Here is a 26,990-nt window from a genome sequence, read left to right as displayed (position 1 = left end):
TATGGGTACACCTCTTGCCGAACGGCTCCGGCCGCAACACCTTGATGAACTGATCGGACAATCGCACCTGATCGGTAAGGGAGCTGTGCTACGCCGGATGATCGACTCGGGAAGGATACCTTCCATCATCCTCTGGGGCCCTCCCGGCGTGGGCAAGACCACGCTTGCCAATATCATTGCCAATACCTTGAATGCCCCTTTTTACAAGCTGAGCGCTATCAATTCGGGGGTAAAGGACGTGCGCGAAGTGATTGACAAAGCAAAGAATAACCGTTTTTTTGAATCTGCCGCTCCTATTCTTTTTATCGATGAAATCCACCGTTTCAGCAAATCCCAGCAAGATTCCCTGTTGAATGCCGTGGAGACCGGTATTGTTACATTAATCGGTGCTACCACCGAAAATCCTTCGTTTGAGGTAATCCGTCCATTGCTATCCCGTTGCCAGGTATATGTGTTGAAACCGTTAGAGAAGAAAGAACTGGAACAGTTATTGAATCGTGCACTTACCGAGGATATTATTCTAAAAGAGAGGAAAATAGAAATTAAAGAAACGGATGCGTTGTTCCGTTTCTCAGGTGGAGATGCCCGGAAACTGCTCAATATCCTGGATCTCACCATCTCTTCCGACAGTGTTGGTGATGAAGCAATCGTGATCACCGATAAGATGGTGACCGAGCGGTTGCAGGAGAATCCGGCGGCTTATGACAAGGGAGGTGAGATGCACTATGACATTATCTCCGCTTTTATCAAGTCGATAAGGGGAAGTGATCCCGACGCGGCGGTTTACTGGTTGGCCCGGATGGTAGCGGGTGGGGAAGACCCCAAATTTATCGCACGCAGACTGGTTATTTCAGCTGCCGAGGATATCGGTCTGGCAAATCCCAATGCGTTGTTGTTGGCCAACGCCTGTTTCGATACATTACAGAAGATCGGTTGGCCGGAAGGGCGTATCGTATTGGCAGAGACCACTATTTACCTGGCCGCATCCCCTAAAAGTAATTCCTCTTATATGGCGATTGAAAACGCTATGGCGAAAGTGGAGCAGACGGGTAACCTGCCCGTACCGTTACATCTGCGCAACGCCCCCACCTCTTTGATGAAAGAACTCAACTACGGCAAGGAATACAAGTATGCACACGATTATGAAAATAATTTCATCAAGCAGGAATATCTTCCCAAAGGATTGAAAAACAGTCGTTTTTGGGAACCTCAGTCCAATCCTGCCGAATCAAAGATGAACGATCTTATGCGAAAACTCTGGGGAAACAAAAAATAATCAACCAACCTTCCCACTTTTCACCTAACCACTCAATCACCTAATCACTTAGGCACTTAACCTAGTACCAAGTTACTCCCCTGTCATACGGAGAACTGCGTTCGTCCCATTTCAAATCCTGCAATAGCGAGGCGTTGGCCCGGATAGTGAAATTATAAGATTTATAAGGCCCTATGGGGATAAAGCTGGCCGACATACTCCAGCAGTGCAGGTTACGGGTGAGTGTACAGTTGATGCTGGTGAATTTTTTCAGTTCGAAATTGTAATCGGTATTGAATGTGAAATTCCAGTTCTTGGTAGGCTGGATGGAGCCACTCAGCCCGAAATTATGGGTGAGTTTCCCGTTATACTCCATACGCTCTTTGTTGAAAGTCCCATATCCATACCGCATACTATAATTAAATGAAAGATTCCAATTCACCGAATTCTTCAGATAACCGTCACTGTCGAATTCCCCCATCGAGTTGTCGGATTGGTCGAAAGCGCTCCTTTGCGGGGCTTCTTCATAAGGGTTTGCCCCCATTGTGCCGTCGTCCGGCAAATTTGGATCCGGCTCATTTTCATCCTTGCCGGCACCTTCATCTCCCCGTCCGAACCATTTTTTAAAAGTATCCTGGTTGAGTGAATAAGAGAAAGAGGTTCCCGTATTCATCAGTTTTCCGAATCCTTTGCCGTTGAGAATCCTTAATTTGTCTACCGCCCGGGGGTTACCGTTTTGATCCAGTTCATAGAGATAGGGATCCCATGTGGCATTAAGGCTGAGGGTGTATGATTTCGATAGTTTCAAACGGAGATTGGAATTGATCATGCTCCATTTCATAGAATCGGCCATCATATTATAGCTGAAATTGATTCCCAGATCATCGATCAGGCTGATCTTTTTTATCCCCGTGGAATCTTTGTCGCTTCGCACTTTCATCTCAAGGTTGTTCTTGAAATCGAAACCGATGCTTCCGCTTTCACCTCGGGGAGCGGTACCGAATATCATGGCGGAGTAAGGCGAATAGGTGTATTCCACATCTTCGCCATACTCGTTCCTGTAGGTATAGGTTTCGTAGAAGTTATATTTCGGGTCACCGAAATCAGGTGTATAACTCACGCTGATGCTGGGCGTGAAGACGTGGCGTATAGCTTGTACTTTATCGCCGAACATTTTCCAGGGGGTATACATACCGTAGAACTTTGTCTGGGCACTGATGGAGGTGCTATAATTATAGACACGCTTAAACCCCTGGATGGTGTCTACGGGGACATGCCTCTTGGCAACGGGGTCCCAGGCTTGCTTTTGTGCGCCGGTGTACCAACGTTCGGTATAATTGAATGAAGGTGATATCTGGATAAAGTCGAAAAGGGTAAAGGTGGCACTTACAGGAATATTATGTTTCATCCCGTTTGTCCAGTCGCGTACCAGACTCGATTTTAAGAACAGGTCTTCCCTGGTGGTAATGGAATTACGGAATTCACCGGAATAACTCATCGATATTTTTTCGTACCATCGTTCATCGCCCACCGCATTCTTTCGCTTAAAGGGGTATATACGGCTCATATTCATGGAGAGGTTGGGTAATGTGGCGGCGATGGTGGAATCACGTGACACCTGGTTGACGCTCATGGTAGCCGAGAGGCTCCAGGGAGAGTCGGGGAAACGCTGGGTGATATTCACACTGGAACTCTTGGTATTGTTGGAGGCTTCCCGTGAATAGAGACGGCTGAGGTCCCTGTGGTTATTCCTGCTGGTGGAAAAGTTTACGCTGGCAGAGAGCGTGCGATACATATTGGCCTTCGGATCCTGCGAATGAGTCCAGTTGATACGGAGGTCTTTTGCTACGGAATAGGCTTCGGGTACTACATCCTTGAGTTCTTTCTCACCGGTGACCGTAGTGAGGGAGTACACATTGAAGTTGCCGGAATATTTATACCGCTTGCGGTAATTGGAACGTGCTCCGATCCCCCATGAACCCTTTGTGTACCACTCTCCCGTCACGGCGAGATCTATATAATCACTTAACGCAAAATAATAACCACCGTTTTGGAGGTAAAAGCCGCGGGTCATCTCATCTCCATAGCTCGGCATGATAATCCCCGACGAATAGGTTTTTGTAAAAGGGAAGAAGGCGAAAGGCAGCACAATGGGAAATAGCGGCACATCGGCAACTACCAGCCATGCGGGGCCGGTAACCACATCCTTATCCGGGCGCACTTTTGCTTTAGAGAGGTTCAGGTAGAAGTGCGGATGGTCATGCTGGTCGCAGGTGGTATATTTCGCATTCCGCATATAGAAAGAGTTGTCGGGATTCATTTTCGCCTCATTGGCTACGATATGCCCTTCTCCCTGCTGGGTAATCACATTGTTGATAAAGGCTTTGCGGGTATCGAAGTTATAGCGAACATTCTTCATTTCATACTCCATTCCTCCTTCTGAGAAGACGGGATATCCGAATTCTTTTCCTGCCGAATCAAGGCCGAAAGTGGACGAAACAATATTGCTGTCCAGGTCCATAGTAATGAATTCTCCTTTAATGGCCAGATCTCCGTATTTCACATCGGATTCCCCGTAAAGATAACCCATGTTATTGCCGGTAAAAACCATAGAATCCTGGGCTGTATAAAATACGGGAGCCTCCAGCACCTCTTTAGTGGATATTGAGTCGGGGCTCGCAGGCACTGAGTCGGGTTTTATCAATATAGAGTCGGGACCCGGAGAGAGGGAGTCAGGGGGAGGGGTGAAAGAGTCTGGGGGTATTGAAAGAGAGTCAGGAGGTCCCGAAAGAGAATCTGGAATTGCGACGATTCGATATGCAGTACCTGTTGCTGCAGCTGTTTTGCGAACAAAGAAGCCTTGCAAAAAGATGACCAGCAAAAAGTATAAAAGTATATATCGTAATAGTTGCCTCATGCGGAATCAGCAGTTAGCGTATGGTTTTGAACGCAAAACTACACATTAATGGATTAATTCGCAGCAAAAATAATAAAAAGAAACTTAAGACTGGCCGATTAGCTTTTTTTTAAGCAAGCCGAAGTCATTGGGTAAAGTGATCGATTGCTTTTTGTGTTGCATAAAAGCAGCCAGGGCACTGGGTATCTGTATCGGAATGCCGGTGCATGCCTCGACCGTTTCTTTGAATTTAGCCGGATGTGCGGTAGCCAGGAAAATACCCGTTTCGTCTGGTTTTTTCCCCTCTTTCAATGCCAGGTAAGCACATGCGCCATGAGGGTCGAGCAGGTAGCCTGATCCCTGATAAACATTCTTGATGGCCTTACTGATCTCCGTATCGTTATATCGGTAGGATGAGATGTCGTTAGTGATTGCTTTGTGCGAATGGCTGTAAAGGTCGAGAATACGGTCGAAATTGCTGGGAGCACCTACATCCATGGCGTTGGCAATGGTCTGTACCGATGCCCTCGGATTATATCGTCCAGTCTGGAGGTATTCCCGGAAAACATCATTTCGATTGTTGGCGGCAATAAACCTATCCACGGGTAGCCCCGTTCGTTTGGCGAAAAGTCCCGCGGTAAGATTCCCCAGGTTCCCGCTTGGCACTGAGAATACCGTCTTTAAGAATTGTGTTTGCTGTATTAATTGGGCATAGGCCCAAAAGTAGTAGAATGATTGGGGAAGGAACCTGGCCACGTTGATTGAATTGGCGGAGGTGAGTTTTAGCCGGGTATTCAGCCCCTCATCCATAAATGCTGATTTCACCAGGGCCTGGCAATCGTCGAACGTGCCGTCTACTTCCAGGGCTGTTATATTTTGCCCCAGGGTGGTGAACTGGGCTTCCTGCATGTCGCTCACCTTTCCGGAAGGATACAGTACGAATACCTTGATCCCTTCCACGCCCAGAAATCCATTGGCTACCGCACTGCCCGTATCGCCCGATGTAGCTACCAGTACATTTATCTCCTGCTGCTCCTCTTTTACAAAGTAGGAGAGCATTCGCGCCATAAAACGGGCACCTACATCTTTAAAGGCGAAAGTAGGGCCATGAAACAATTCCAGCGCATAAATTCCGTCTTCCACATTCTTGAGTGGTATCTCAAAATTCAATGTGTCATCGACAATGGCATCCAGCTCTTCTTTCGGGATATCCTCTCCGAAAAAGGCCTCTGCAATAGTTTTGGAGATATCCTGCAATCCGGAATTCTCTATTTCATCAAAAAAGTTTTTAGGAAGACGCGCAATCCTTTCAGGCATATAAAGTCCTCTGTCCGGAGCCAGCCCTTTTACCACTGCTTCCTGCAGGGAAACGACGAATGCTTCTTTATTTGTACTGTAATATTTCATTGTAATTCAGTTGTTGTTCGATTGTTATTCGGTTGTTATTCAGTTGTTATTCGATTGTAATTCGGTTGTAATTCGGTTGTTATTCAGTTGTAATTCGATTGTAATTTGAAATTACGTGCGAAGCACGAATAACAGCGAAGCGAATAACGGCGAAGCCGAATAACAATAGAATTGAATAACTATCGAATAAACGCCTTCATAAACTGGTCGGCGTAGAGCAACCCGTAACTTCCCTCTTTTGCGGCAAACTCATCATATACCTGCACGCTGTCGGGTTCAATATCCCGGTGATAGATCAGAAACGGAATAGGCTCGCGGGTATGCGTCCGTATGGCGCAGGGAGTAGGATGGTCGGGCAGGATGGCGATAGTAACCGGTTCGTCCCATTGTAAAGTCTCCTCATAGATGGTTTTTACAATACGGGTATCCAAGTATTCAATGGTTTTCATTTTCAACGGTGCATCCCCTTCATGCCCCGCTTCATCACTGGCTTCGATATGGAGATATACGAAATCTTTTTCTTTCAGTGCTTTAAGGGCAGCTTGAGCTTTACCTTCATAATTCGTGTCGTAAAGGCCTGTGGCCCCTTCCACCATAATCACTTCCAATCCTGCATACACACCAATTCCCCTGATCAAATCCACAGCAGAGATCACAGCTCCGCTTCTGATCGGGAACATTTCGCTGAGCGGCCTCATTTTAGGACGGAATCCGGGCGACCAGGGCCAGATGCTGTTGGCCGGAGCTTTTCCTTCTTCTACTCTTTTTTTGTTAATAGGATGATCAGCCAGTATTTCCTGAGAGGCAAAGATCAATTTGTTCAAAGCCTCGGCAGTCGGCCTTGCTTCTTCGTTGTCGGGTTGGATCAGATGCGGTCGGAACGGTTGTTCCGGAATATCGTGAGGAGGGGTGCAGCGGAGTCGTTTGTCACCACCTTTCATTTTCAGCAGGTGACGATAGGAAACCCCGGGGTAGAAACTAAATATGTCGTTCCCCAATTTGCTGTTAAGGAATTGGATCAATTCTGCGGCTTCGGTGGTAGAGATATGTCCCGCCGAATGATTTTTCAACAGTTCGCCGTCGAGACAGACCAGGTTGCAGCGCATTCCCATCTCTCCCGGCAGGATATCTACTCCCATGCTGGCCGCTTCCAACACACCGCGTCCCTCATATACGGTGGGGACATCATATCCCATGACTGAGAGGTTGGCGATTTCACTCCCCGGGGCAAACCCTTCGGGAACAGTATGTAACAATCCGTTCCTGCCTTTTTGTGCCAATAGATCCATATAGGGTGTGGCAGCCGCCTGTATCGTTGTCTTGTTTCCCAATGAGGCAATGGGTTCATCTGCCATCCCGTCGCCAAGGATTATTATATATTTCATAATTGTTCGATTGTTATTCGAATGTAATTCAGTTGTTATTCAATTGTAATTCGGTTGTTATTCGATTGTAATTCGGTAGGTATTCTATTGCACTTGAGTTATCCCGTAAGGCGGGAAATAACAGCAAAGCGAATAACGGCGAAGCCGAATAACAATAGAATTGAATAACTATCGAATATTCGCAATTGAGATGATATCTGAAAATACGCCCGCGGCGGTCACCCCCGCGCCGGCTCCATACCCTTTGATCACCATAGGATATTCGTTATACCGCTCGGTGGTGATCATAATGATGTTATTGCTACCCTCCAGATCGTAGAAAGGGTGTCCCTGTTCCACTTCACGCAGTCCCACTTCACAGTTGCCATCGTTGTACGAAGCCACAAATCTCAATCGTTTTCCCTCTTTCGCCAGCTCTTGTCGTCGGGCCTCGAACAGTGCATCCATCTCAGGGATGGTTTGCCAGAATGCTGAGAGTGAGCCGTCAAAATATTTCTGGGGAATAAAGAGGTTTTTCTTTACGTCCGACTGGTTTACGTGGGCACCTGCTTCGCGGGAGAGTATCACTAGCTTCCGTGTCACATCTAATCCACTCAGGTCAATGCGGGGATCGGGTTCGGCAAACTGTGCGTCGACCGCCATCCGAACGGCCTTGCTGAATGGGATATCTTCACTCAGTGTATTAAAGATGAAGTTTAAGGTGCCCGAGAGTACTGCTTCCAATTTCACTATCTTGTCGCCTGAGTTGGTCAGGGAGTTCATCGTGTTGATAATGGGAAGCCCTGCTCCTACATTGGTCTCGAACAGAAATTTCACGCCTGTCTTGCGGGCTGTTTCTTTCAGGGAGTGGTAGCTCTCATAGTCGGATGAGGCGGCAATCTTGTTGGCGGTGACCACCGAAATATTTTTCGCCATCAGTTCACCGTATAGTTTCGCAATTTCGGGACTTGCCGTACAATCGACAAATACGGAGTTAAAGATATTCATTTTAATGATTTCATCACGGATGCGTCCCGGAGAACTCTGCATACCGTTTGTCATCAGCATGTCGAAGTATCCGTCCAGGGAAATCCCCTCTCGGGTGAATAACGCTTTGCGTCCGTTGGCAATGCCTACTATATTGATTCTTAGTTTATTTTGTTCCTTGAGCGTGTTTTGCTGTTGCTTGATCTGCTCCAACAGGTTGCCACCCACCGTGCCGGTACCGACAACAAAGAGATTCAACTCCTGATAAGGTGAGAGGAAGAAAGAGTCGTGGATCACGTTAAGCGACTTCTTCAGGTCGGATTTGGCGATCACGCAGGAGATGTTGGTTTCCCCTCCCCCTTGCGCCAAAGCCACAATACTGATGCCATTCCGTCCCAAAGCACCGAAAAATTTCCCGGCAATACCGGGTACATGCTTCATATTCTGTCCGACAATAGCAATCGTCGCCAGGTCATATTCCACTATGATATCATTGATACTTCCCATCCCTATTTCATGCGCAAACTCTTTTCTGAGCACTTGTTGTGAAAGGACTGCATCCTGTGATCTCACACCAATGGAGGAACTGTTTTCCGATGATGCCTGTGAAACGATAAATACGCTGATGCCATTGTCTGCCAGCGCAGAGAAGATACGTTTGTTTACACCGATGACACCTACCATCCCTAATCCCTGGATAGTAATCAAGGCAGTATCGTTGATCGATGAGATACCTTTTATGATCTTTCCATTCCGTGTGGGTTGAATATTCCGGATTAACGTACCTTCCGCCTCAGGATGAAACGTGTTTTTGACCCGGATGGGGATATTCTTATGATAAACAGGGAAGATGGTGGGAGGATAGATCACCTTTGCCCCGAAATTGGATAGCTCGATCGCTTCGGTAAACGAAAGCTCGTCGATGACATAGGCTGAGTTGATAATTCTGGGATCGGCTGTCATAAACCCGTCTACATCGGTCCATATTTCCAACACGGAAGCATCCATTGCCGCTGCGATGATGGCGGCCGTATAATCCGACCCTCCCCGTCCCAGGTTGGTGATATCATTATTGTCGTTACTTGATGAGATAAAACCCGGTACCAACGCTACATGAGGAGGGGGCATCTCTGAGAATGTTTTACGGATCAACTCATTTGATCGTGTCAGGTCGGGAATATGGTTGCGGAATTGTTTGTCTGTCTTGATGAACTTCGTGGCATCGTATAGTTGCGCCATATGGATCACTTTGCTGATGATCAGCGAAGACAGGCGTTCACCGTAACTGACGATCTTGTCGGAAGTCTTTTGTGAGAGGTCGCCAATAAGGAATACCCCTTGTAAAATGTTGCGTAACTCTTCGAACAACTGGCCTGTCTTTTTTCTTAATGCTGACTTGTCTTCCGGAGAGGAGATCATCTTTTCGATCAAATCTTCATGACGCAGGATTATTTCGTCGATCAGCGGTTTGTAGCCAGCATTGCCGTTCAATGCAAAATCGGCAGCCAGTAACAGGCGGTCTGTTACACCACCCAGCGCCGAAACTATCACAATGACGGGCTCCCTCTCTCTTTCTATGATTTTCTTGACTCGTTGTAAACTATCGGGATCACCTACGGATGTTCCCCCGAATTTCATCACCTTCATAACGACTATATTTTTTTATCTAACGTGATTGAACCAATTTATGGATTGTATGATTTGACGACCCTCGATTTTCGGGAAATATTGATGATTATTTGACTCCCATTCGGTCAAATAAAATAATTTGACTCCCATTCGATCAAATAAAATAATTTGACTCTCATTCGATCAAATAAAATAATTTGACTCTCATTCGGTCGTCGAACGTTGTTTCTCGTCAATAACAGACGAGTCGGGCTGTGAAAATTTACATAACCCCCTAAGGGGTCATGGTCATAGTAGGGGTAGTATGGAGGTATGTTGAATACAATCTCTGCATTGAGAACATATAAATTTGTTGCAAAGATAGCGGAATAATTGATAAAATGCAATAAAAAGCCAAAAGGGAGATGTTTTTTGTCTTTCATTTTTTACTACAGAAATAATGCTTATTTTTGTCTACTGTAATTTATACCCATCTTGTTCAAGCTACCGGCAAAAAAATCGTCATAATGAAAAAGTATAACATATTTATTATCTATTTCTATGAACATTTTATCAACTATTTTGCGATTAACCGTATGCATGCTGATAGGTTTGCAGGTTTTGACCCTTGTCTCCTGCGAAAGCAAGCGGCCAAAAAAAGAGTGTCCCACTTTTGAAGAGATGCAGGATCCTACAAACGATACGTTATCCGACTGGTCGAATGTACCTGCAGGATTACAGGCCTCGTTTATTTCGATTGACGACAAGTTGCCTAAATCGGTGGCACCGGAGGTATCCATCAATAGGAGTGTATCGGTCTCCGGTTGGAAAGGCGAGAAGGTGTCAGCCCAACTACTGTTATGGTCGGCTGAAGATATCGATCAGGTAGAATTGGAATTTGCCGATTTTGATTCGGAGGGAAGCAAGCTGCCGGCTTCTGTCGCACAGGCAAGGTTTGTCCGTTATGTGATGACCGATGAATTCGGCCCTGGTTGCGGTTACCGTAAACCGGAAGATTTCCCGGCATCGCTGGCTGCCGATATGCTGGATAACCTGGCATGTTTCAATATGGAAGCAAAAAGTGTAAGGCCGGTCTGGCTGACTATCCATATCCCTTCCGATGCTGTTGCGGGAGATTATAAAGGCAAACTGAAGCTGTATGCTGCGGGAAGTGCCGTAGGGGACTTTGAAATAGCACTGAATGTGGTGGACCAGGTACTGCCTGAACCGTCGGAATGGCTCTATCACCTCGATTTGTGGCAACATCCTTCGGCTGTGGCACGGGTACATAATCTGGAGGTGTGGAGTGATGCCCATTTTGAAAAAATGAAACCGTTGATGCAAATGCTGGCTGATGCGGGACAAAAAGTGATTACCACTACCCTGAACAAAGACCCCTGGAATAATCAATGTTACGATGCGTATGCCGATATGATCATATGGACGAAAAACAAAGACCAGAATTGGACTTTCGACTATACCATCTTCGACAAGTGGGTGCAGTTCATGATGGATCTGGGTATCGACAAGATGATCAACTGCTATTCGTTGCTTACCTGGAACAACCAACTACATTATAACGATATGGAGAAAGGTGAACTGGTTACCGTGGAACTGAAAGCCCAATCGAAAGAATATACGGAACTATGGAGTGTATTCCTGAAAGATTTCACGCAACACCTTACAAACAAAGGATGGCTGGAGATTACCAATATCGCCATGGATGAGCGTGCTCCTGCCGATATGCAGGCCGCATTGAAGGTGCTGCAGAGTGCTGCCCCCGAACTGGGTGTCTCCCTGGCGGACAACCATAAAAGCTATCAGGATTATCCATGGATAAAGGATATTTGTGTGGGAGCCGGTAATCCGGTAGCCCGGGAAGATATCGCTGCCCGCAGGGAAAAAGGGCTTACCACTACTTATTACGTCTGCTGTTCCGATAAATTTCCCAATATGTTTACCTTCTCCGCTCCGGCAGAGTCGGTGTATGCGGCATGGTATGCCGTGGCTGCCGACCTCGACGGATTCCTGCGTTGGGCTTACAACTCGTGGGTTGAAAACCCGCTGACCGACTCGCGTTTCAGGACATGGCCCGCCGGGGATACTTACATGGTCTATCCCGACGCCCGCAGTTCCATCCGCTTTGAACGCCTGGTAGAGGGAATCCAGGATGTGGAAAAGATCCGCATGTTACGCAAAAAATACAGCGAAGAGAATACACCGGAGTCGTTGGCAAAACTGAATCAACTGGAAGAAGCAATCGGGTATTTCAATACGCGGGAACCTTCTTCCGACTGGCAGGACAAATTGAATGAGGCCAAGAAATTACTGAACTAAAAACCAGCCATGTAATTATTCCGATTGAGGGATTGGTTCTCACCAAATAATATTCCCCGGAGAATTGCTTATCGTTTTGAGCAAATCCCCGGGGAAATTTCTTTACAAAGGAACAAACCTGATTACTTCAAATCTCCTGCTTCCCAAACTCTGTATTGTACGGAGAAATTGTCTTTTTCAGGAATGAATACTACTACCGGCAGGCGGCTGTTGTAATCCATCAGGTGGGTAGCTCCGGTAACTAATTCGGTACGACGGGTATTATCGGGACAAGCCATCATGGTGGAGCGGACTCCTCCGTCCGATTCGAAGACCAGGTAGCTATATCCCCATCCTTCGATATTTTTTTCAACAAAAGTTCCGAGCAATCCATGTATGTTGCAGTCGACCTCTGTTGTTACGCCGGGAATAATTTCCACTTTGCGCTCTTTCACCGAATTTTTTATTTCGGGCAGGAACAATACATAGCGATCGTATCCTTCCAATGATTCGGGATAAGCTTCCAGCGCTTTGGTGGCTTCCGTTTCGATGGTGTGGTTGACCTCCTTTTCAATTGGATAAGGCTTTGAGGAACTCCAATTCCGTTGTTTTATCTCTATTCCTTCCGACGCAAATACCACAGGTGGAACGGCACTATTGTTGTCAATAAAGATACTCTGTCCACGTACGAATTCCTTGCGTCTGGTATTATCCGGGCAAGCCATCAATGTGGATATTGCCTGTCCGTTTGATTCAAAGACATAATACTGATTGCCATCGCTCAATACTTTTTCTGCGAATTCACCCATCAAAGAGTGATGATTACAATCTACTTCCATGATTTTTCCGGGAACGATCTCGATTTTTACCGGACTGTCGGATCCCTGTTTGAGGGCGGTAACCGACAAAGCGTGGGCTTGATATCCGTCTAATGTCTGTGCCGGTGCTACATTGCTCATAGATCCTGTTTTTTGGCTCCCACATGCCATGGAAAAGAGGATAATGAATAATAAAACAGGTAACTGTTTTGTTACAAAATTAATCTTCATAATTATAATTTGGTTTATCGCTTTTATTTGCCATTAGAACAAACAAAAGCATAAAAGGTTTAAAAGATTTTAAAAAAAATGGGGTGTGAAATTATATTCACACCCCCGGATTATTCAGTGTTTGAATAATATATAAAGATATTATTTAGAGCGGGTTGGCTGCAACTCCTTCGAAGGTCATCTCTATCGGTTTGATATATCCGTTTTCATCAAACTCCATCCGGTCGATGCAGGTCACCCGGTGGTCGCGATGAATATTAGGCTCTGGTCGGCGGTGATACACGATATACCAGTCGTCACTTCTCTGGTTATGGATTATGGAGTGATGCCCTGCACCTGTAGCTATCTCAGGATCCTGCTCCAGGATGGTGCCGATCCGTTCAAAGGGTCCTAACGGATGATCGGCAATGGCATAGGCCACTTTGTAATCGGGACCGCCCCAACCACCTTCGGACCACATGAAGTAATATTTTCCATCTTTCTTGAACATAAAGGGCCCTTCTACATAATCCTCGGGAGTGACCTCTTGGTAAAGCTCCCCGTCAGGGAACGGCCTGATTCCGGTGAAATCGTTGTTCAGCAGGACCACATTGCAATGCCTCCAACCGCCGTAAAACATATAGTAGGTACTGTCGTTCTCTTTAAAAACGAACTGGTCGATCGGTTGCGCACCATGTACGATCTCGTTGATGAGCGGCTTACCAAGCAAGTCCTTATAAGGGCCTTCCGGCCTGTCGCTTACCGCTACGCCAATCCCTCCTATTTCACCTTCATGGACATCATTGGCCGCGAAGAAGAAATAATATTTTCCCTCTTTCTCGATCACTCCCGGTGCCCACATGGCTCTCTTGGCCCATTTTACCTCTGTTGTGTCGAGGATACTCTCATGTTTCGTCCAGTTCACCAGATCGGGTGAGGAGAAGCAATCGAAAAATACCTGATTCTCATACAGGTCGGAATAAGTAGGGAATATCCAGTACTGACCGTCATATATGATTGCTTCCGGATCGGCATACCATCCCTCGAAAATCGGATTTCCGGAATATTGTATCGTGTCATTCTTCTCCTTGTGATTGACACACGCTGATAATAACATGGCTGCCGCCATCATAAAAAAGTATCTCTTCATCTTCATTTTGAATTATTTATAGTGCTCTTTCTAATAACTTATTGCCTGCCGCATTGATCACTTCGAGGGTAAGTTTGTCTCCTTTCTTCTCAAGTACCATCACCGTGCCGTCGGGTTCACTATTCCCTCCACCGATAATGACGGGAAAATTATTTCCTGTTTCACCCTTTTCTATTACCCGGTAACGGTGTGTGTGGCCGTTAAGGGAGATGTCGAAAGGCACATTCTCCAATACCGGTATCCAGAGGTCGGAACAAGGAGAGAAGCTGCCGGGTCTGACTCCAAAAATAGGGATATGGTGGATCAGGATCCGTCTATTCGCCTCCTTAAATGCCGCTGAGTGTACTTCTTCTTTCAGGAATGCAGCCTGGTCGATCCTGTGTTGCGTATAGTCGTTCATGTCATAATAGACCCAGTGGTCGTCCGGCTTGTCTTCCCCGCAGTCGAGCAGTACAAAACGTGTGTCGCCCAATGAAAAGGCGCTGTAGGAGCGTCCGCCCATTCTACCCAGGTAATTCCACAGATGGAGAGAATATTCTCCCCGCGTTTCGTGGTTTCCCCTGATAAAGATAGAGGGTATCTCGTCGCTTTTGATGCGGGGGGTGTAGGTGATCAACCTGTCTACAATATCACTTTCAACCTCCACATCATCAAAACAGTCGCCGTTAAAGATAACCAGGTCATAAGGCTTATCCTCTACCAGAGAATGCAGTTTGTTGAACATCTCCATATTGCTGTGGATATCGTTATACACGATCACACGGAAATCTTTCATGTCATCGCTCCAGGTAGTGAATGACTTGATATCGGACCTGACGGTGTCTCCAAACTCCTTATAATAGCTGGAGTATCGGGTAATCTCCTGTGATACGACCCGGTAATAATATTTTGTGCCCGGCTGTAGGCCGGTAAGACGTACCTGATTGATTTTGTTGTTCGCCACCATCACTCCTTCGAGGAATGTCCGCACCCGTTTCAGGTTGTCGGGGTCGGTGCCGTATTCCACCCAACTGCGTGCCGGCACATTGGTCAGCCACATCACGGTCATCTCATCTGTTCCGGGGCTTTGCAGGTAAGGTATGGTGCGCATCACCTCCGAAGTGGGCGTTTTCAGGCGGATATCCACAAACAGGGGCCTGTGATCTGAAGCCACCTGTTCATCAATTACCTGAGCCCTGTATTTTGCATAGGGTTGCCTTTTGCCCGTGTATCCGAATATATAATCGATTGTTCCTGTCGGTTTTTCTGAGGGAAAAGTGAACTGTTTGGGATTGGAAAGTATATCCCACTTATCCAGCAGGAATGTAATAGGATCGGAATCAGGGGGAGCATTAAGGTCACCCATCAGGAATATCGGTTTGTCATATACCTTTATTGCGTCGGTAATGATTTTGACCGACTCGAGCCGTTCTTCGTTGGTAAGCGACAGGTGTGTATTGACAATTACAAATTTCTCAAATTCTACTATAAGTGCAGTACGTGCTTCCCTGGCTCCGGGGAGGGCGATCTTCCTTACCGCGACTGGCTTTTCCCGTGTCAGGATACCATTACCGTACTTCCCTCCATCGTGCAGGATAGAATAACCGAAGGTCGCGTGCATACCGGTCTGCGCCGAAAGCATTTGCATGATATCGATATTGCCGCTTCTGGCCACTATACTGTCCACCTCCTGTAATCCCACTACTTCGGGATTGATGTCAATAATCAGTTTGCCAATCCTTTCAATATCTATTTTTCCATCCATTCCTTCGCCGTGATGGATATTATAACTCATCAGGCGGTGGGTATTTTCCCGCTGCGGATAAGTTTGTGCCTCGGTGTTGAATAGCGCAAGGCAGAAGATCGTTAATAAGATTGTTTTCTTCATTATATATTATTCAAACTAAAAACTAAAAACTAAAAGTGAAAATTCTTAACTTCAGATTTTTCAGTTCTAAGTTCTCAGTTTCAAATTCTAAATCATCAAATCAATTCTGGCTTTTGAGATATTCCTTCAGGAATTTTTCGTTGAGTTCATCACTATCCCCATAGTACACCCGTAATTCCTCCAATCTCTTATGGAGCATACCACGTACTTCGGCATAATCAGGATCGTCGTAGATATTCCTCATCTCCATGGGGTCTGTTTCCAGGTCATACATTTCCCATTCGTCGATATCATAATAAAAATGCATCAGCTTATAGCGGTCGGTGGCAACACCATAATGCCGTTTTACCATGTGAACTGAAGGGAATTCGTAATAAGTATAATAAACAGCATCTCGCCATTCATCGGTTTTACCGGCTACCAGTTGGCGGAACGATTCACCCTGCATCTCTTTTGGTATTTCAATACCTGCATAATCGAGGAAAGTAGGCGCAAAATCGAGATTCTGCACTAATGCGTCTATAACAGTGCCGGGTTTGATCTCTTTGGGATAACGCATTAACAAGGGAGTTCTGAATGATTCCTCATACATGAACCGCTTGTCGAACCACCCATGTTCACCAAGGTAGAAACCCTGGTCGGAAGTATAAATCACGATGGTATTTTCTGCCAGGCCTGCTTCCTCGAGATAGTCAAGGAGTTCTCCCACGCCATCGTCGACCGACTTGATGGTTCTCAGGTAGTCCTTTATATAGCTATTGTATTTCCATAATGCGATCTCTTTGTCTGTGAGGTCGTTGTATTTGGCTTTGAATTCTTCAATTTTGGGTGTATAGGCGGCCAGCCAATCTTCGCGCTGTTTGTCATTGAAACGTTTGAGTTCATTGTGAAACCCGGTGCTGTCGCCATAAGGGTCTACAATCATTTTAAAATCGTGTCCCCACTGGGCATGACCATGAATTCGCATCTCCTGTTCCTTGGCCGCTCTTCCACGGCCTTCATAATTGTCGAAGTAATTGGCTGGTGGGTCAAAGGTGATGTCGTCATAGAGGGTGAGGTATTTCGGAGCCGGTTGCCAGTTGCGGTGGGGTGCTTTCTGGTGATAGAGCACGCAGAACGGTTTGTCGGGATCGCGTTTGTTCTTCAACCAGTCGAGTGTGGTTTCTGTAATAATCTCAGTGCAATATCCTTCTTTGCGCACTTTCTCTCCATTGATAAGAAAATCGGGGTTGTAGTAATGTCCCTGGTCAGGAAGTACCATCGAAAAATCGAATCCCTGAGGGATGCCGTCAAGGTGTATTTTTCCGATCATGGCGGTCTGGTAGCCATTCGCCTGCATCAGTTTCGGGAAGTTGGGCTGATTCCAGTCGAAAGGATGATAGTTATCCACCTTCCCATTCACGAAACTATGCTTTCCGGTGAGCAGTACTGCGCGGCTGGGGGCACTGATGGAGTTGGTCACTGTCGACCGTGAAAATAGGGCCCCTTCCTCGGCCAGCCTGTCAATATTGAATGTTTCGTTCAGCCCGTGACCATAAGCGCTGATAGCCTGGAAGGCATGGTCGTCACTCATGATGAAAATGATATTCGGTCGCTGAGGCTCTTTTCCCTGGTTCTGGCAAGCGCCCAGTAATGCCAGGGAACTGATACCTGCCCATTTAGCCGGAATAACCAGATTATATCGTTTCATTTCAAAAGATTCTTGAGTAACCAGTTATTTTTAAGCTCTTGCTGTTCGGGGAAAGTCCAGTGCTGGGTTTCCTGGAAAATATGTAATTCTTTAGGTGCAGTAATCACATTATAGGCCGAATACATGGATGTGGGCGGACAAACATTGTCGTTGTACCCCCAACTATACCATCCGGGAACCTTGATAAAACGGGCGAAATTCGCCACGTCGTAATATTTTGAGGTTTCTGTTTTCTCGGGTTTGTTGGTGAAATTGTCTTTGAACATATGGGGCCACCCTCCGGCGCGGTCGTGTAAGTAACCGGTCAAGTCTGAGAGGGCAGGATAGAAGGCCGCCAGGTAATCGATACGGTTGTCCAGTGCAGCCGTGATAATGGAGAGTGCCCCACCCTGGCTTCCGCCTGTGACCGCGATGTCACTGCCGTTAAAACATTCGAGTGACTCGATAAAGTCCACAGCCCTTACGCAACCGAGATAAACACGTTTATAGTAATAATTATCCCTGTCGTCCAGATTGGCAGTTTGATAACCGTTGAGAGCGCCGGCACGCAAATCATCGTATACGCTTTGGTCGAGATTCACCGGAATACCATGAATGCCGATCTGGAAGGTGATGATTCCGTTTTCAGCACTCCATACATCGCCATAATAGGGACGGACCCCTGCTCCGGGAACGTGCAGTATGGCCGGATATTTCCCTTCGGCTTTGGGTTTACATAAGATGCCGTAAATTTTGCCTTTGATGTTGTCGATGCTTACATGATATACATCTACTTTTTCGGTGCATCGTTCAGGTATTAGTGTCAATACAGGCTTCACGGGTATTTTGGCCAATTCTGCTTTAGCTCCGTCCCAGAATTGTTCGAAGTCGGATGGCAATGTAGTGGTCGGCTTAATCTGTTCCGGGGAGAATCCGGCAGTAGCGTAGGAAGAATATGTTTTTCCGTCTACCTCTACTGATGCGTGGCAACGCAAAAAACCGGGTTCATTAAACTTCCTGGCTTTTACAGTGGCTACACCTTTTTTGAGTGTGACGGTTTTTTCTTCCCACGCGTTCATCAATTCGGGACCGATACTGTATTTCACATCAATGCTTTCCAGCGGAACATTGTTTTTCAGCACCATGATCTGAAATTGGGCTTGTTCACCCTTTTCATAGGTCCAATCGGATTTATCGGGTGTCACGACCACCTGCACCAATTGTCTGGCGGGTTGAGAAAATGCCTGTAGACAAGTAGATAAAATAAAGAAACAGAGTAACAACAGACGATTTTTCATTGTAGATAATTGTTTTAATTATTGTTATTTCCCTGCAAGGTAAGCAAAAAAGCTCACTATATCAATATCTGGCGGCAGAATTCTTTACATGTCTTTACTTCTTTTACCGACGTTGACCATTGAGCCACTGGATATTCAAGTTCAATATCACAGTAGATGGGTAGTTTCTGGTCCCTTATAAGGTGAAGGACTTCAGCGATGGGTGTTTCCCCCTGCCCCCATACCTGATTGGTATTCTTTTGTGTGGCGTTGTCAGGCCGGGTTTTGTCTTTGAGATGGATACTCGAAATGCGGTCATGATATTTGCGGATGAAATCAACCGGGTTCAAACCGGTAGAACCGAAATAATGACCCGCATCGAAGTTCAATCTGTTCGCGGAGGAATAGGAGAGCAGTTTGTCCACATCAAACCCCGGTTCTGCATATTGATAATGATTATGAAGTATGGCCACCATCCCGTTATTTTTTGCTGCCGGACCTAATATGCGGGCGTTTTTTTCGTTCAGTTCAGCGGTTATACCAATAGCTCCGAGTGCCTTGGCCACCTTGAATGAATAGTCGAGTTCCTCTTCGGTCTCACCTGCCGTCCATTTATATATGTGGATATTTACACCGGCATCGTTGAATTTTTTTCGAAGCTGGGTATAAGCGCCAATGGTTCCATTTGTTTTTCTCCATTCTTTCAATTCATTGTTGTATTGAGAAATGGCCCGATTTTCTTCATCGGTAAACGGGTTGTCCGGGGTGGGGCGACGTTGTACCGGATTTTTCGGTGCGCCGAGATAATCTTCTACTCCGGTGCCCATTAGTTCTACGGAACTTAATCCGGCTTCGATACATGCATTAAGGGTTGCTTCCAATCCTCCTTTCAGATCCCGGAAGCTATAAGTGATCGCGCCGATCTGTACTCCGGCAAACTTTGAGTTTGGAATTGGGTTTGATAAATTGGTCATTCCATTTAACGATTTGGAGTTACCCCCGTAAGAGAAAACGGAAGGGACCAGTGCTCCCGTGGCAGCTATGGCTGCGGTTCCAAGAAATTTCCTTCTGGATAATTGACTGGATGAGTTTTTTTTGTCTTGCATATTCTTGTAAATTATAAATTTTTGGCCTTTCTCATTTAATTTATTTTGATTTCTTCTGATAGATCAAAAATAGGGTGAGCGTCAGAATAACAAAAAATAATCCTATACCGTAAGAGATGGGCTTGGGTAATGAAAATCCCTCAGGAGCCAGCATGATGTAGGTCGTCACTACCGCCGTCATAAACAGGGCAGGAATCAATGTGATCAGATAATATTTCTTTTTCTTGCTTTGCCACAAATATACGGTGATGGTCCATAAGACTACCGCTGCCAGTGTCTGGTTTGCCCATGCAAAGTAGCGCCATATCACATCGAAATTGATTCTGGTCAACAAGAACCCGATAGCAAAAAGGGGAATAACAATGATCAAACGATTTTTGATAGGCTTTTGGGAGGTTTTAAGGAGGTCGGCGATAGTTAACCGTGCACTTCTAAAAGCTGTATCCCCAGATGTGATCGGTGCGGCCACAACACCTAAGATGGCCAATACCGCGCCAAAAGTTCCCAGTAACGAATAGGAAACTTCATTCACCACCCATGCTGCATTACCGTTTTGTGCTATCATCACATCGTTGAGCCCTTTCAATCCATTGAAAAAACTCATGCTGATGGCAGCCCATACTAATGCGACCACACCTTCGGTTACCATGGCGCCGTAAAAGACCTTCCGCCCCTCTTTCTCATTTTTCAGGCAACGCGCCATCAGGGGAGATTGGGTGGCATGGAAGCCTGATATCGCCCCACAGGCGATGGTGATGAACATCATGGGGAAGATCGGGAGGTTTTCCTTATTGTAATGGAAATTTTTGAAATTGTCCGCGCTCAGCTCAGGGATATGATATCCTTTTACGATTAGCGCGGTGATCAAACTGATCGCCATGAAAAGCAATGCAAAGCCGAAGACGGGATATATTTTCCCGATAATCTTATCAATGGGCAGGAGGGTGGCCAATATATAGTAGATAAATATCACCCACACCCAAAAAGTAAAATCGAGTGATGTCGGGGTGAGCCCGGCCAGCAATCCGGCCGGCCCTGAAATAAAGACAACACCCACCAGTATCAACAGTACAATGGCGAAAACCCGCATGACCTGTTTAGCCTGTTTTCCCAAATAAATCCCTATTATCTCAGTGATGCTCTTGCCATCGTGCCTGACCGAAAGCATCCCGGAGAAATAGTCATGTACTCCTCCGGCAAAAATAGTCCCCAACACAATCCAAAGGAATGCGACCGGTCCCCACATTGCCCCTGCAATGGCGCCAAAAATGGGACCCAGTCCTGCAATATTCAGGAATTGGATCAGGAATACACGCCACCAGGGCATGGGCACGTAATCTATACCATCGTTCATGGTGGTGGCAGGTGTAACCCGCCCGGGATCGGCATTCATTACCCTTTCCAGGTATTTAGAGTAGAAGGCATACCCGGCTACGAGGGCTATTATCGAAATAATAAAGGTGATCATTCAGCGATTAATTATTTAAAATCTGGTTTTTAGAAAGCAATACCTGTTCCAGTTGCCCATAGGGGACATCCTGCACATTGATTTTATTGTCAATAGCTATTACCGCTGCCGCGGCTGCCGATTGTCCAAGGATCATAAAGACCGGTTCCATCCGGATGGAGCCAAAGGCGATATGGCTGGATGAAAGACAAACCGGCACAAGGAGGTTCTCACATTCACCTTTTTGAGGTACGATCGAGCCATAGGCTATTTGATAAGGTTTTTTAGGATGCACTCCCACGTCTCCTTCATTCTGTACGTCTCCTTCTGCGGTCACATAACGCTGTATGTTGTGGGAGTCCATGGTGTAGGATCCCATTCCGATGGGATTGGGCACATCCACCTTGCCGAGTACTTCGTTTTCAGTGGTAACATAGGCCCCGACCATCCTGCGTGCTTCACGGATATAAAGTTGATGCGGCCAGTTGCCATTATCGGTAAACTCATCCTTGGCCAGTCCCCAGTTCTGCATCCTGTCCCTCACCTCCCGGGGTACACGTTCATCGGTCGACACAAAATAGAGAAGCCCCTTTTGATAATTGGTATGGTCTTGAATAATTTCTTTACGACGCTCGTAGGATGCTTCGGGATAATCGTAGTTCATCCCTATATGGTCGGAACTGAAAGGGCCGTGGTTGTTGGTATCGGTCTTCCTGTTGGGGATGATGTCATACTTTGCAAACCATTCGTTCCAGCCCGATTCAAAAATCCTGGCAAGGAGTTCATAATCGGCAGGATCATACCCTTCAGGTTCTTCAAAAGGTACCCTGTTTTCAGGATGGTTGCTCATGCATAACCTGAAACAATAGGCCTGAATTTTATCGTCGCCTGTACAATTGGGTTGTACCGGCCCGTCGGAGATATAGGGTAATAAACCGCTGGAAGGATCCCCGGGGATTACATACGGATCGATAGGGGTCTTGAAATAGTGACCATGATGATATACCCCGGCCTGTACTCCGTTCCACTCCTCATTATATTGAGAGCAGGGCTCCCTTCCCACCGTATAGGACACACCGGCTGCGGCCATCAGGTCTCCCTCGTAGGTCGCGTCGATAAACATTTTACCTTTGAATTTTTTACCTGAGAGCGTGGTCAGGGAGACAATCCGGTTTTTGACGACTTCTACGCCTGTTTCCCTGTCGAGCCACTCATCCCTGTAAACCGGGATATTATTTTCACCGATAAGGTCTTCGAATATTTTTTCGGCCACGTGGGGTTCAAATATCCACATGGTCCTGCTTTCCCCGTCCATTGCCACGGTGCCTTGTCCTTTATTACCGTATTCGGAGTGCTTTTGCCATTTCCACGCTGCCGAATCGTTGTAATGAAGCCACACCCGGTGGTAAAACTCACGGGACAATCCTCCGATGGAGTTGGTGTTACCCGAATCAGTAAATCCCAACCCGCCGGAAGTTAATCCACCCAGATGCTTATCGGGGCAGACAATAATTACGCTTTTCCCTGACTGTATGGTCTCAACCGCTGATATTATGGCAGCTGAAGTGCCACCGTAGATGATCACATCCGCGCTCAATGGATCCTTGTTACAGGACAAAAATGAGAAAGAAACAGCGAATAAGAGTATAAATAATTCAGTTAACCGTTTCATAAGATTTTATTTTTCATTTCGGCATATAGCCTATTTATTGATTTGAATTTCCAGGATTTGTTTGTCTTTTAATAAAGTGTTTTGCAAAGCCGGATAATGGATGTCTTGCACTGCCATGCCCTCCTCAAGAGCCTGACATGCGGCTGTGGCTGCGGATTGTCCTAACACCATAAATACCGGCTCCATACGGATGGACCCGAATGCAATATGGGTGGCACTTACGCACACGGGAACCAGCAGGTTGTTGCATTCTTCTTTTTTAGGAACGATAGCACGGTAGCTAATGGAATAAGGAGAAAAACCGTGTGCTTCCACATTCCCTTCATTCTGCACGAATCCATTCACATCTACATATCTCTGTATATGATGCGAATCCATTCCGTAAGCTCCCATCCCGACCGGGTCTTCTACCCTGTCTATCCCTTCGCAGTTTTTCTGGGTCATCACATAATCGCTCAGCATGCGTCTTGCTTCCCTGATATAAAGCTGTTGTTGCCATCCGTCGCTTCCTTCCTCGTACTCATCCCTGCATGTTCCCCATTTTGATACGGTATTTCTCACTTTTTCAGGAATTCTGGGATGATAGGCCAGCGTCCACATCAACCCCTGTTGGTACTCCCTGTGGGCCTGTACAATCTTTTCACGTTCTTCATAGGATGCTTCCGGATAATCATAATTTTGTCCGATAAAATCGGTGGAGAATCCTCTCCTGTTATTGGTATCAGTTTTCCTGTTTGGCATCGGCGAATTGATCCAGGGCATCCGATCCACCTCCGACCCGTTGTCAGCCTCATAGTTTCTGAAAAGCAGTTCATAATTCAACTCGTCATAGTTTTCAGGTTTTTTGAAAGGAATGCGGTTGTCGGGATGATCGGTCAGTGTCATCCGGAAACAGTAGGCCTGTATTTTATCGTCGCCTTCGCCATCCACCCCCGGAGGGCCTTCGGTAATGTAGGGCAGGAGGCCACTTGTGGGGTCACCTTTGACGATATAGGGATCGACCCTATCGATGAAATTATGGTTATATGCGTTTCGGGAAAGTGTCCACTTCAGGGTTGCGCTGATCTTATTGGCCTGTACCCCGTTCAATGTTTCCCCGTACTCGCGGTTGGACTCCCTCCCTACCCGGTAACTGATTCCCGCTGCGGCCATCAGGTCTCCTTCGTAGGTAGCGTCTATAAACATTTTCCCGGTATATTTTGAGCCGTTTTCCATTTCGATCGATTCAATCCTGTTATCTTTTTTAATAACACCGTTCTCCCTGTTCAATCTTTCGCCATATACTATGTCAATCTTTTCCCCGGAAAGCATCTGATGATATACTTTCAAGGCGGCAGAAGGTTCAAATGTCCACATGGCATCTTCTCCTTTTGCTGTCCTTGTTTGTCCGTCATCCATATAGGTGCTTCTATCCTGCCACTTCCAGTTCTTTGGATCATCGTAATGTTTCCGGATGTTTTGATAGAATTCACGGGATATTCCCCCTATTACGTGTTTATTCCCTATGTCTGTTTGGCCTAATCCACCGGTTGTCAACCCTCCCAGGCGATGGGTCGGCTCGATGATCACGACTGATTTTCCCATTCTCGCTGTCTGGATGGCCGATGCAATTCCGGCAGAGGTGCCGCCGTAAATCACCACATCGTATTTTTTGTTTTGTGCGAATATTCCTGAATGGTTTATCATCAAAAAGATAAGACTCAGACTTAGGATTTGAATAATTTTTTTTGGAACCATAATCTTCTTTCTTTAATGTGGAAAAAGTAATTTCAGAAAGATATCCCTGATCGGTATTAAATGAATTGTTTTCACTGTTGTTATTTTTATTTCATGTTGAACCGTAAAAATAGGAATATCTTTTTAATTAATAGTTGTAAATTTGTTTTTAGTTGCTTTTTTTTAATGTTTCTTTTGCATAACGTGCGTAATGGCCTTGTAACCCCAGTTGTAATCTGAAAATCCTTCGGATAAACAGATTCTACAACTGGGGTAAGTATCAGAAAATATTAATAACCTTCATTCTGCGTTAAATTGCTATTGACCAAAATATCGTTGGCTGGGATGGGCCATAGATAGTTTTTCTTTGCATCGAACGACATTTTATAGAACGTGGTGATATATCCGGCTGTTTCCATCGGGGAAAGGTCAGGCAGGCCGTTTTCGTCGATTGCCGGTACGCCACCGATGGGGTAGTTACCTTCGTCCCAGTTCTTCAGTAAGGCCATGAAATCCTGAGATAGTTCAATGTTTGACTCACTGCCGGTCAAACCATTCCAGTTGGCGGAATTGGACCAGGCACGTGGCAGGTAGTACATTGATTTGTTATGCGATTTTTCAGCGATACGCCAACGCAACAGGTCCCGATAGCGCACCCCTTCGAATGCAAATTCCGAACGGCGGTCCATGCGGATGATCTTGCGTAAAGCAGCCTGCGAAGCTACTTCTACACGTGGGTAAGCGATATCGATCCCCCGGTAAGCACGTTCACGCAGCAGGTTGATGGTTTTGTCCAGATCTTCTTGTGTACATTGTCCCATCTCATTCTTTGCTTCGATATAGGTCATCAGGACTTCAGCATAACGCAAGTAAGGATAGCAGTTGTCTGCCACTAAACCGTGATTATTGAAATCTATCCATTCATCTTTCACGAATTTACGAATGATTAATCCGTTGTACGCCGAGTGTTGGTTCGAAGCTTTTGAATCAGTATTAACCACCATGTTGCCGGTAGCCACTTCATATACTTTATTGGCATAAGGACTGGGGTTGAATTCATAACCCAGCGTGATGTAGTCCGGATATTTTTCAGGGAACGTACCATCTTTTTTAGATGCTTCATACGCTGCGTAATCAGAAGAGTACTTCGTCTTGAACGGCTGGATTGTCATCGCTAAACGCGGGTCGCGGTTGGCAAACGGATCTTTCGGATTGTAGAGTGGTGATTGATCGATAGGCAAACCATCCGTACAGGTGTAAGAGCAAAGCAACTCCAACGACGGACTTTGGTTACAGTGGCCACCTATTTGACGGATGACAAAATCCCGGACATTCGACATGAAACCATATCCTTTCTTTAGCGTCAAATCACCTTTGAAATAGAACATGAATTCGGGAGAACTGTTTGCTTTGAACATTTCGCGATAGTTGTCGTGTAATTTGTAAACATCCAACTTCATACACTTATCCGCGGCATCCGCTGCCGTTTGCCAATCTCCGTGGAAGAGCGCGAAACGGGCTTTAAAACCAAGGGCAGCCCCTTTGGTCGGCCGTTGTTGGGCTTTGTAGGAGTCTGGCAAATATTCGGCTGCCTTATCCAAACACTCATAGGCATAGGCCAACACTTCACTTTTGGGTGAACGGGTTGCCACATAGGCTTCTTCCAGGGTCATACCTTTATTTAATACACAATCTCCATAATAGGCCGTCAACTCGCAATAAGCGAATCCTAACATGAAATAGGCTTCACCCTTGTATTGATTAATTTTACTTTCGCTTATTCCTTCTGCTACCCCATTATCCAACGCATCGATAACTTTTGTTGCACGGGCGATGGATTTATATAATGAGGTCCAATTGGTTGAAGCAGTTCCCCATTGAGAGGTTACCGTTCCTAATGTGATTTCGTTAGAACCATTACGGTTTAATAAATCGTCATCCCAGAAGATTGCATCAATTGGGAAAAAATCCGGTCTCCACAAATCGTTGAGAGACATCTCTATTTCGGTTTCATCATGATACCAATTCTCACTCGATCCTTCCGATAACGGGTTCAGATCAAGGTCGGCACAAGCAGTCATGCCAATTGCCACTATTCCGGAGAGCAAATATTTGCTTATTGTATTCATACGATTATTTTATTTTTTATATTTCGGTGTATGGAACTCGCGATAATCATGAGAACTTGGGTGAAATCATTTTCATGCTCGTTTCATAACTCGATT

General features: G+C 46.0%; 16 protein-coding genes. 2 read left to right on the top strand and 14 right to left on the bottom strand.

All coding sequences use genetic code 11. The features are described from left to right. Position 1 precedes the first annotated feature (1 nt). On the top strand, positions 2–1,276 hold the full coding sequence (locus tag ABV001_RS13475; protein ID WP_352423288.1) for a replication-associated recombination protein A: 1,275 nt from the start codon (positions 2–4) through the stop codon (positions 1,274–1,276). 61 nt (positions 1,277–1,337) lie between these two features. Here ABV001_RS13475 and ABV001_RS13470 read toward each other — a convergent pair whose 3' ends face one another. From ABV001_RS13470 to thrA, 4 genes are all read right to left on the bottom strand, one after another. Continuing rightward, entirely contained in the window at positions 1,338–4,172 is a 2,835-nt protein-coding gene (locus ABV001_RS13470) for a putative LPS assembly protein LptD (RefSeq protein ID WP_502929892.1), read from the bottom strand. A gap of 84 nt (positions 4,173–4,256) precedes the next feature. Further along, entirely contained in the window at positions 4,257–5,558 is a 1,302-nt protein-coding gene (gene thrC / locus ABV001_RS13465; RefSeq protein ID WP_352423286.1) for a threonine synthase, read from the bottom strand. Positions 5,559–5,737: 179 nt separating this feature from the next. After that, positions 5,738–6,943, bottom strand: a complete 1,206-nt coding sequence (locus ABV001_RS13460; protein WP_352423285.1) for a cofactor-independent phosphoglycerate mutase — start codon at positions 6,941–6,943, stop codon at positions 5,738–5,740. A 168-nt stretch (positions 6,944–7,111) separates the two neighbouring features. After that, a complete protein-coding gene (gene thrA, locus ABV001_RS13455) occupies positions 7,112–9,556 on the bottom strand; it encodes a bifunctional aspartate kinase/homoserine dehydrogenase I (RefSeq protein ID WP_352423284.1) in 2,445 nt (814 codons plus the stop codon). 522 nt (positions 9,557–10,078) lie between these two features. Between thrA and ABV001_RS13450 the strand changes: the two genes are divergently transcribed. Then, a complete protein-coding gene (locus tag ABV001_RS13450) occupies positions 10,079–11,854 on the top strand; it encodes a DUF4091 domain-containing protein (RefSeq protein ID WP_352423283.1) in 1,776 nt (591 codons plus the stop codon). Positions 11,855–11,976: 122 nt separating this feature from the next. On the opposite strand, the gene ABV001_RS13445 is transcribed toward ABV001_RS13450, so the two are convergent. The 10 genes from ABV001_RS13445 to ABV001_RS13400 form a co-directional block, all read right to left on the bottom strand. Continuing rightward, positions 11,977–12,792 (bottom strand): ecotin family protein, encoded by an 816-nt coding sequence (locus tag ABV001_RS13445; protein ID WP_352423282.1) that lies wholly within the window; start codon positions 12,790–12,792, stop codon positions 11,977–11,979. Positions 12,793–13,027: 235 nt separating this feature from the next. After that, positions 13,028–13,978, bottom strand: coding sequence for a glycoside hydrolase family 43 protein (locus ABV001_RS13440; protein WP_352423417.1), 951 nt, complete (start codon positions 13,976–13,978; stop codon positions 13,028–13,030). Between the two features lie 49 nt (positions 13,979–14,027). Further along, a complete protein-coding gene (locus tag ABV001_RS13435) occupies positions 14,028–15,878 on the bottom strand; it encodes an endonuclease/exonuclease/phosphatase family protein (RefSeq protein WP_352423281.1) in 1,851 nt (616 codons plus the stop codon). Between the two features lie 100 nt (positions 15,879–15,978). Continuing rightward, entirely contained in the window at positions 15,979–17,568 is a 1,590-nt protein-coding gene (locus ABV001_RS13430; protein ID WP_352423280.1) for a sulfatase family protein, read from the bottom strand. After that, positions 17,565–18,845, bottom strand: a complete 1,281-nt coding sequence (locus ABV001_RS13425; protein WP_352423279.1) for an acetylxylan esterase — start codon at positions 18,843–18,845, stop codon at positions 17,565–17,567. The genes ABV001_RS13430 and ABV001_RS13425 overlap by 4 nt, the downstream gene beginning before the upstream one ends. 56 nt (positions 18,846–18,901) lie before the next feature. Further along, on the bottom strand, positions 18,902–19,930 hold the full coding sequence (locus tag ABV001_RS13420; protein ID WP_352423278.1) for a sugar phosphate isomerase/epimerase family protein: 1,029 nt from the start codon (positions 19,928–19,930) through the stop codon (positions 18,902–18,904). 40 nt (positions 19,931–19,970) lie between these two features. Further along, positions 19,971–21,398 (bottom strand): carbon starvation CstA family protein, encoded by a 1,428-nt coding sequence (locus ABV001_RS13415; protein ID WP_352423277.1) that lies wholly within the window; start codon positions 21,396–21,398, stop codon positions 19,971–19,973. Between the two features lie 7 nt (positions 21,399–21,405). Continuing rightward, positions 21,406–23,049: an FAD-dependent oxidoreductase gene (locus ABV001_RS13410; protein WP_352423276.1), complete on the bottom strand. Its 1,644-nt coding sequence runs from the start codon at positions 23,047–23,049 to the stop codon at positions 21,406–21,408. 30 nt (positions 23,050–23,079) lie between these two features. After that, the gene (locus tag ABV001_RS13405) at positions 23,080–24,735 is read right to left on the bottom strand and encodes an FAD-dependent oxidoreductase (RefSeq protein WP_352423275.1); all 1,656 of its coding nucleotides are present in this window, start codon (positions 24,733–24,735) and stop codon (positions 23,080–23,082) included. 320 nt (positions 24,736–25,055) lie between these two features. Beyond that, positions 25,056–26,894 (bottom strand): RagB/SusD family nutrient uptake outer membrane protein, encoded by a 1,839-nt coding sequence (locus tag ABV001_RS13400; RefSeq protein WP_352423274.1) that lies wholly within the window; start codon positions 26,892–26,894, stop codon positions 25,056–25,058. Between the last annotated feature and the right edge of the window lie 96 nt (positions 26,895–26,990).

It is taken from the genome of Proteiniphilum sp. (assembly GCF_040307845.1).
Classification (GTDB): Bacteria; Bacteroidota; Bacteroidia; order Bacteroidales; family Dysgonomonadaceae; genus Proteiniphilum.
Note: the sequence above shows the minus strand (reverse complement) of the source record. Positions and strands in the feature narration are given on the sequence as shown.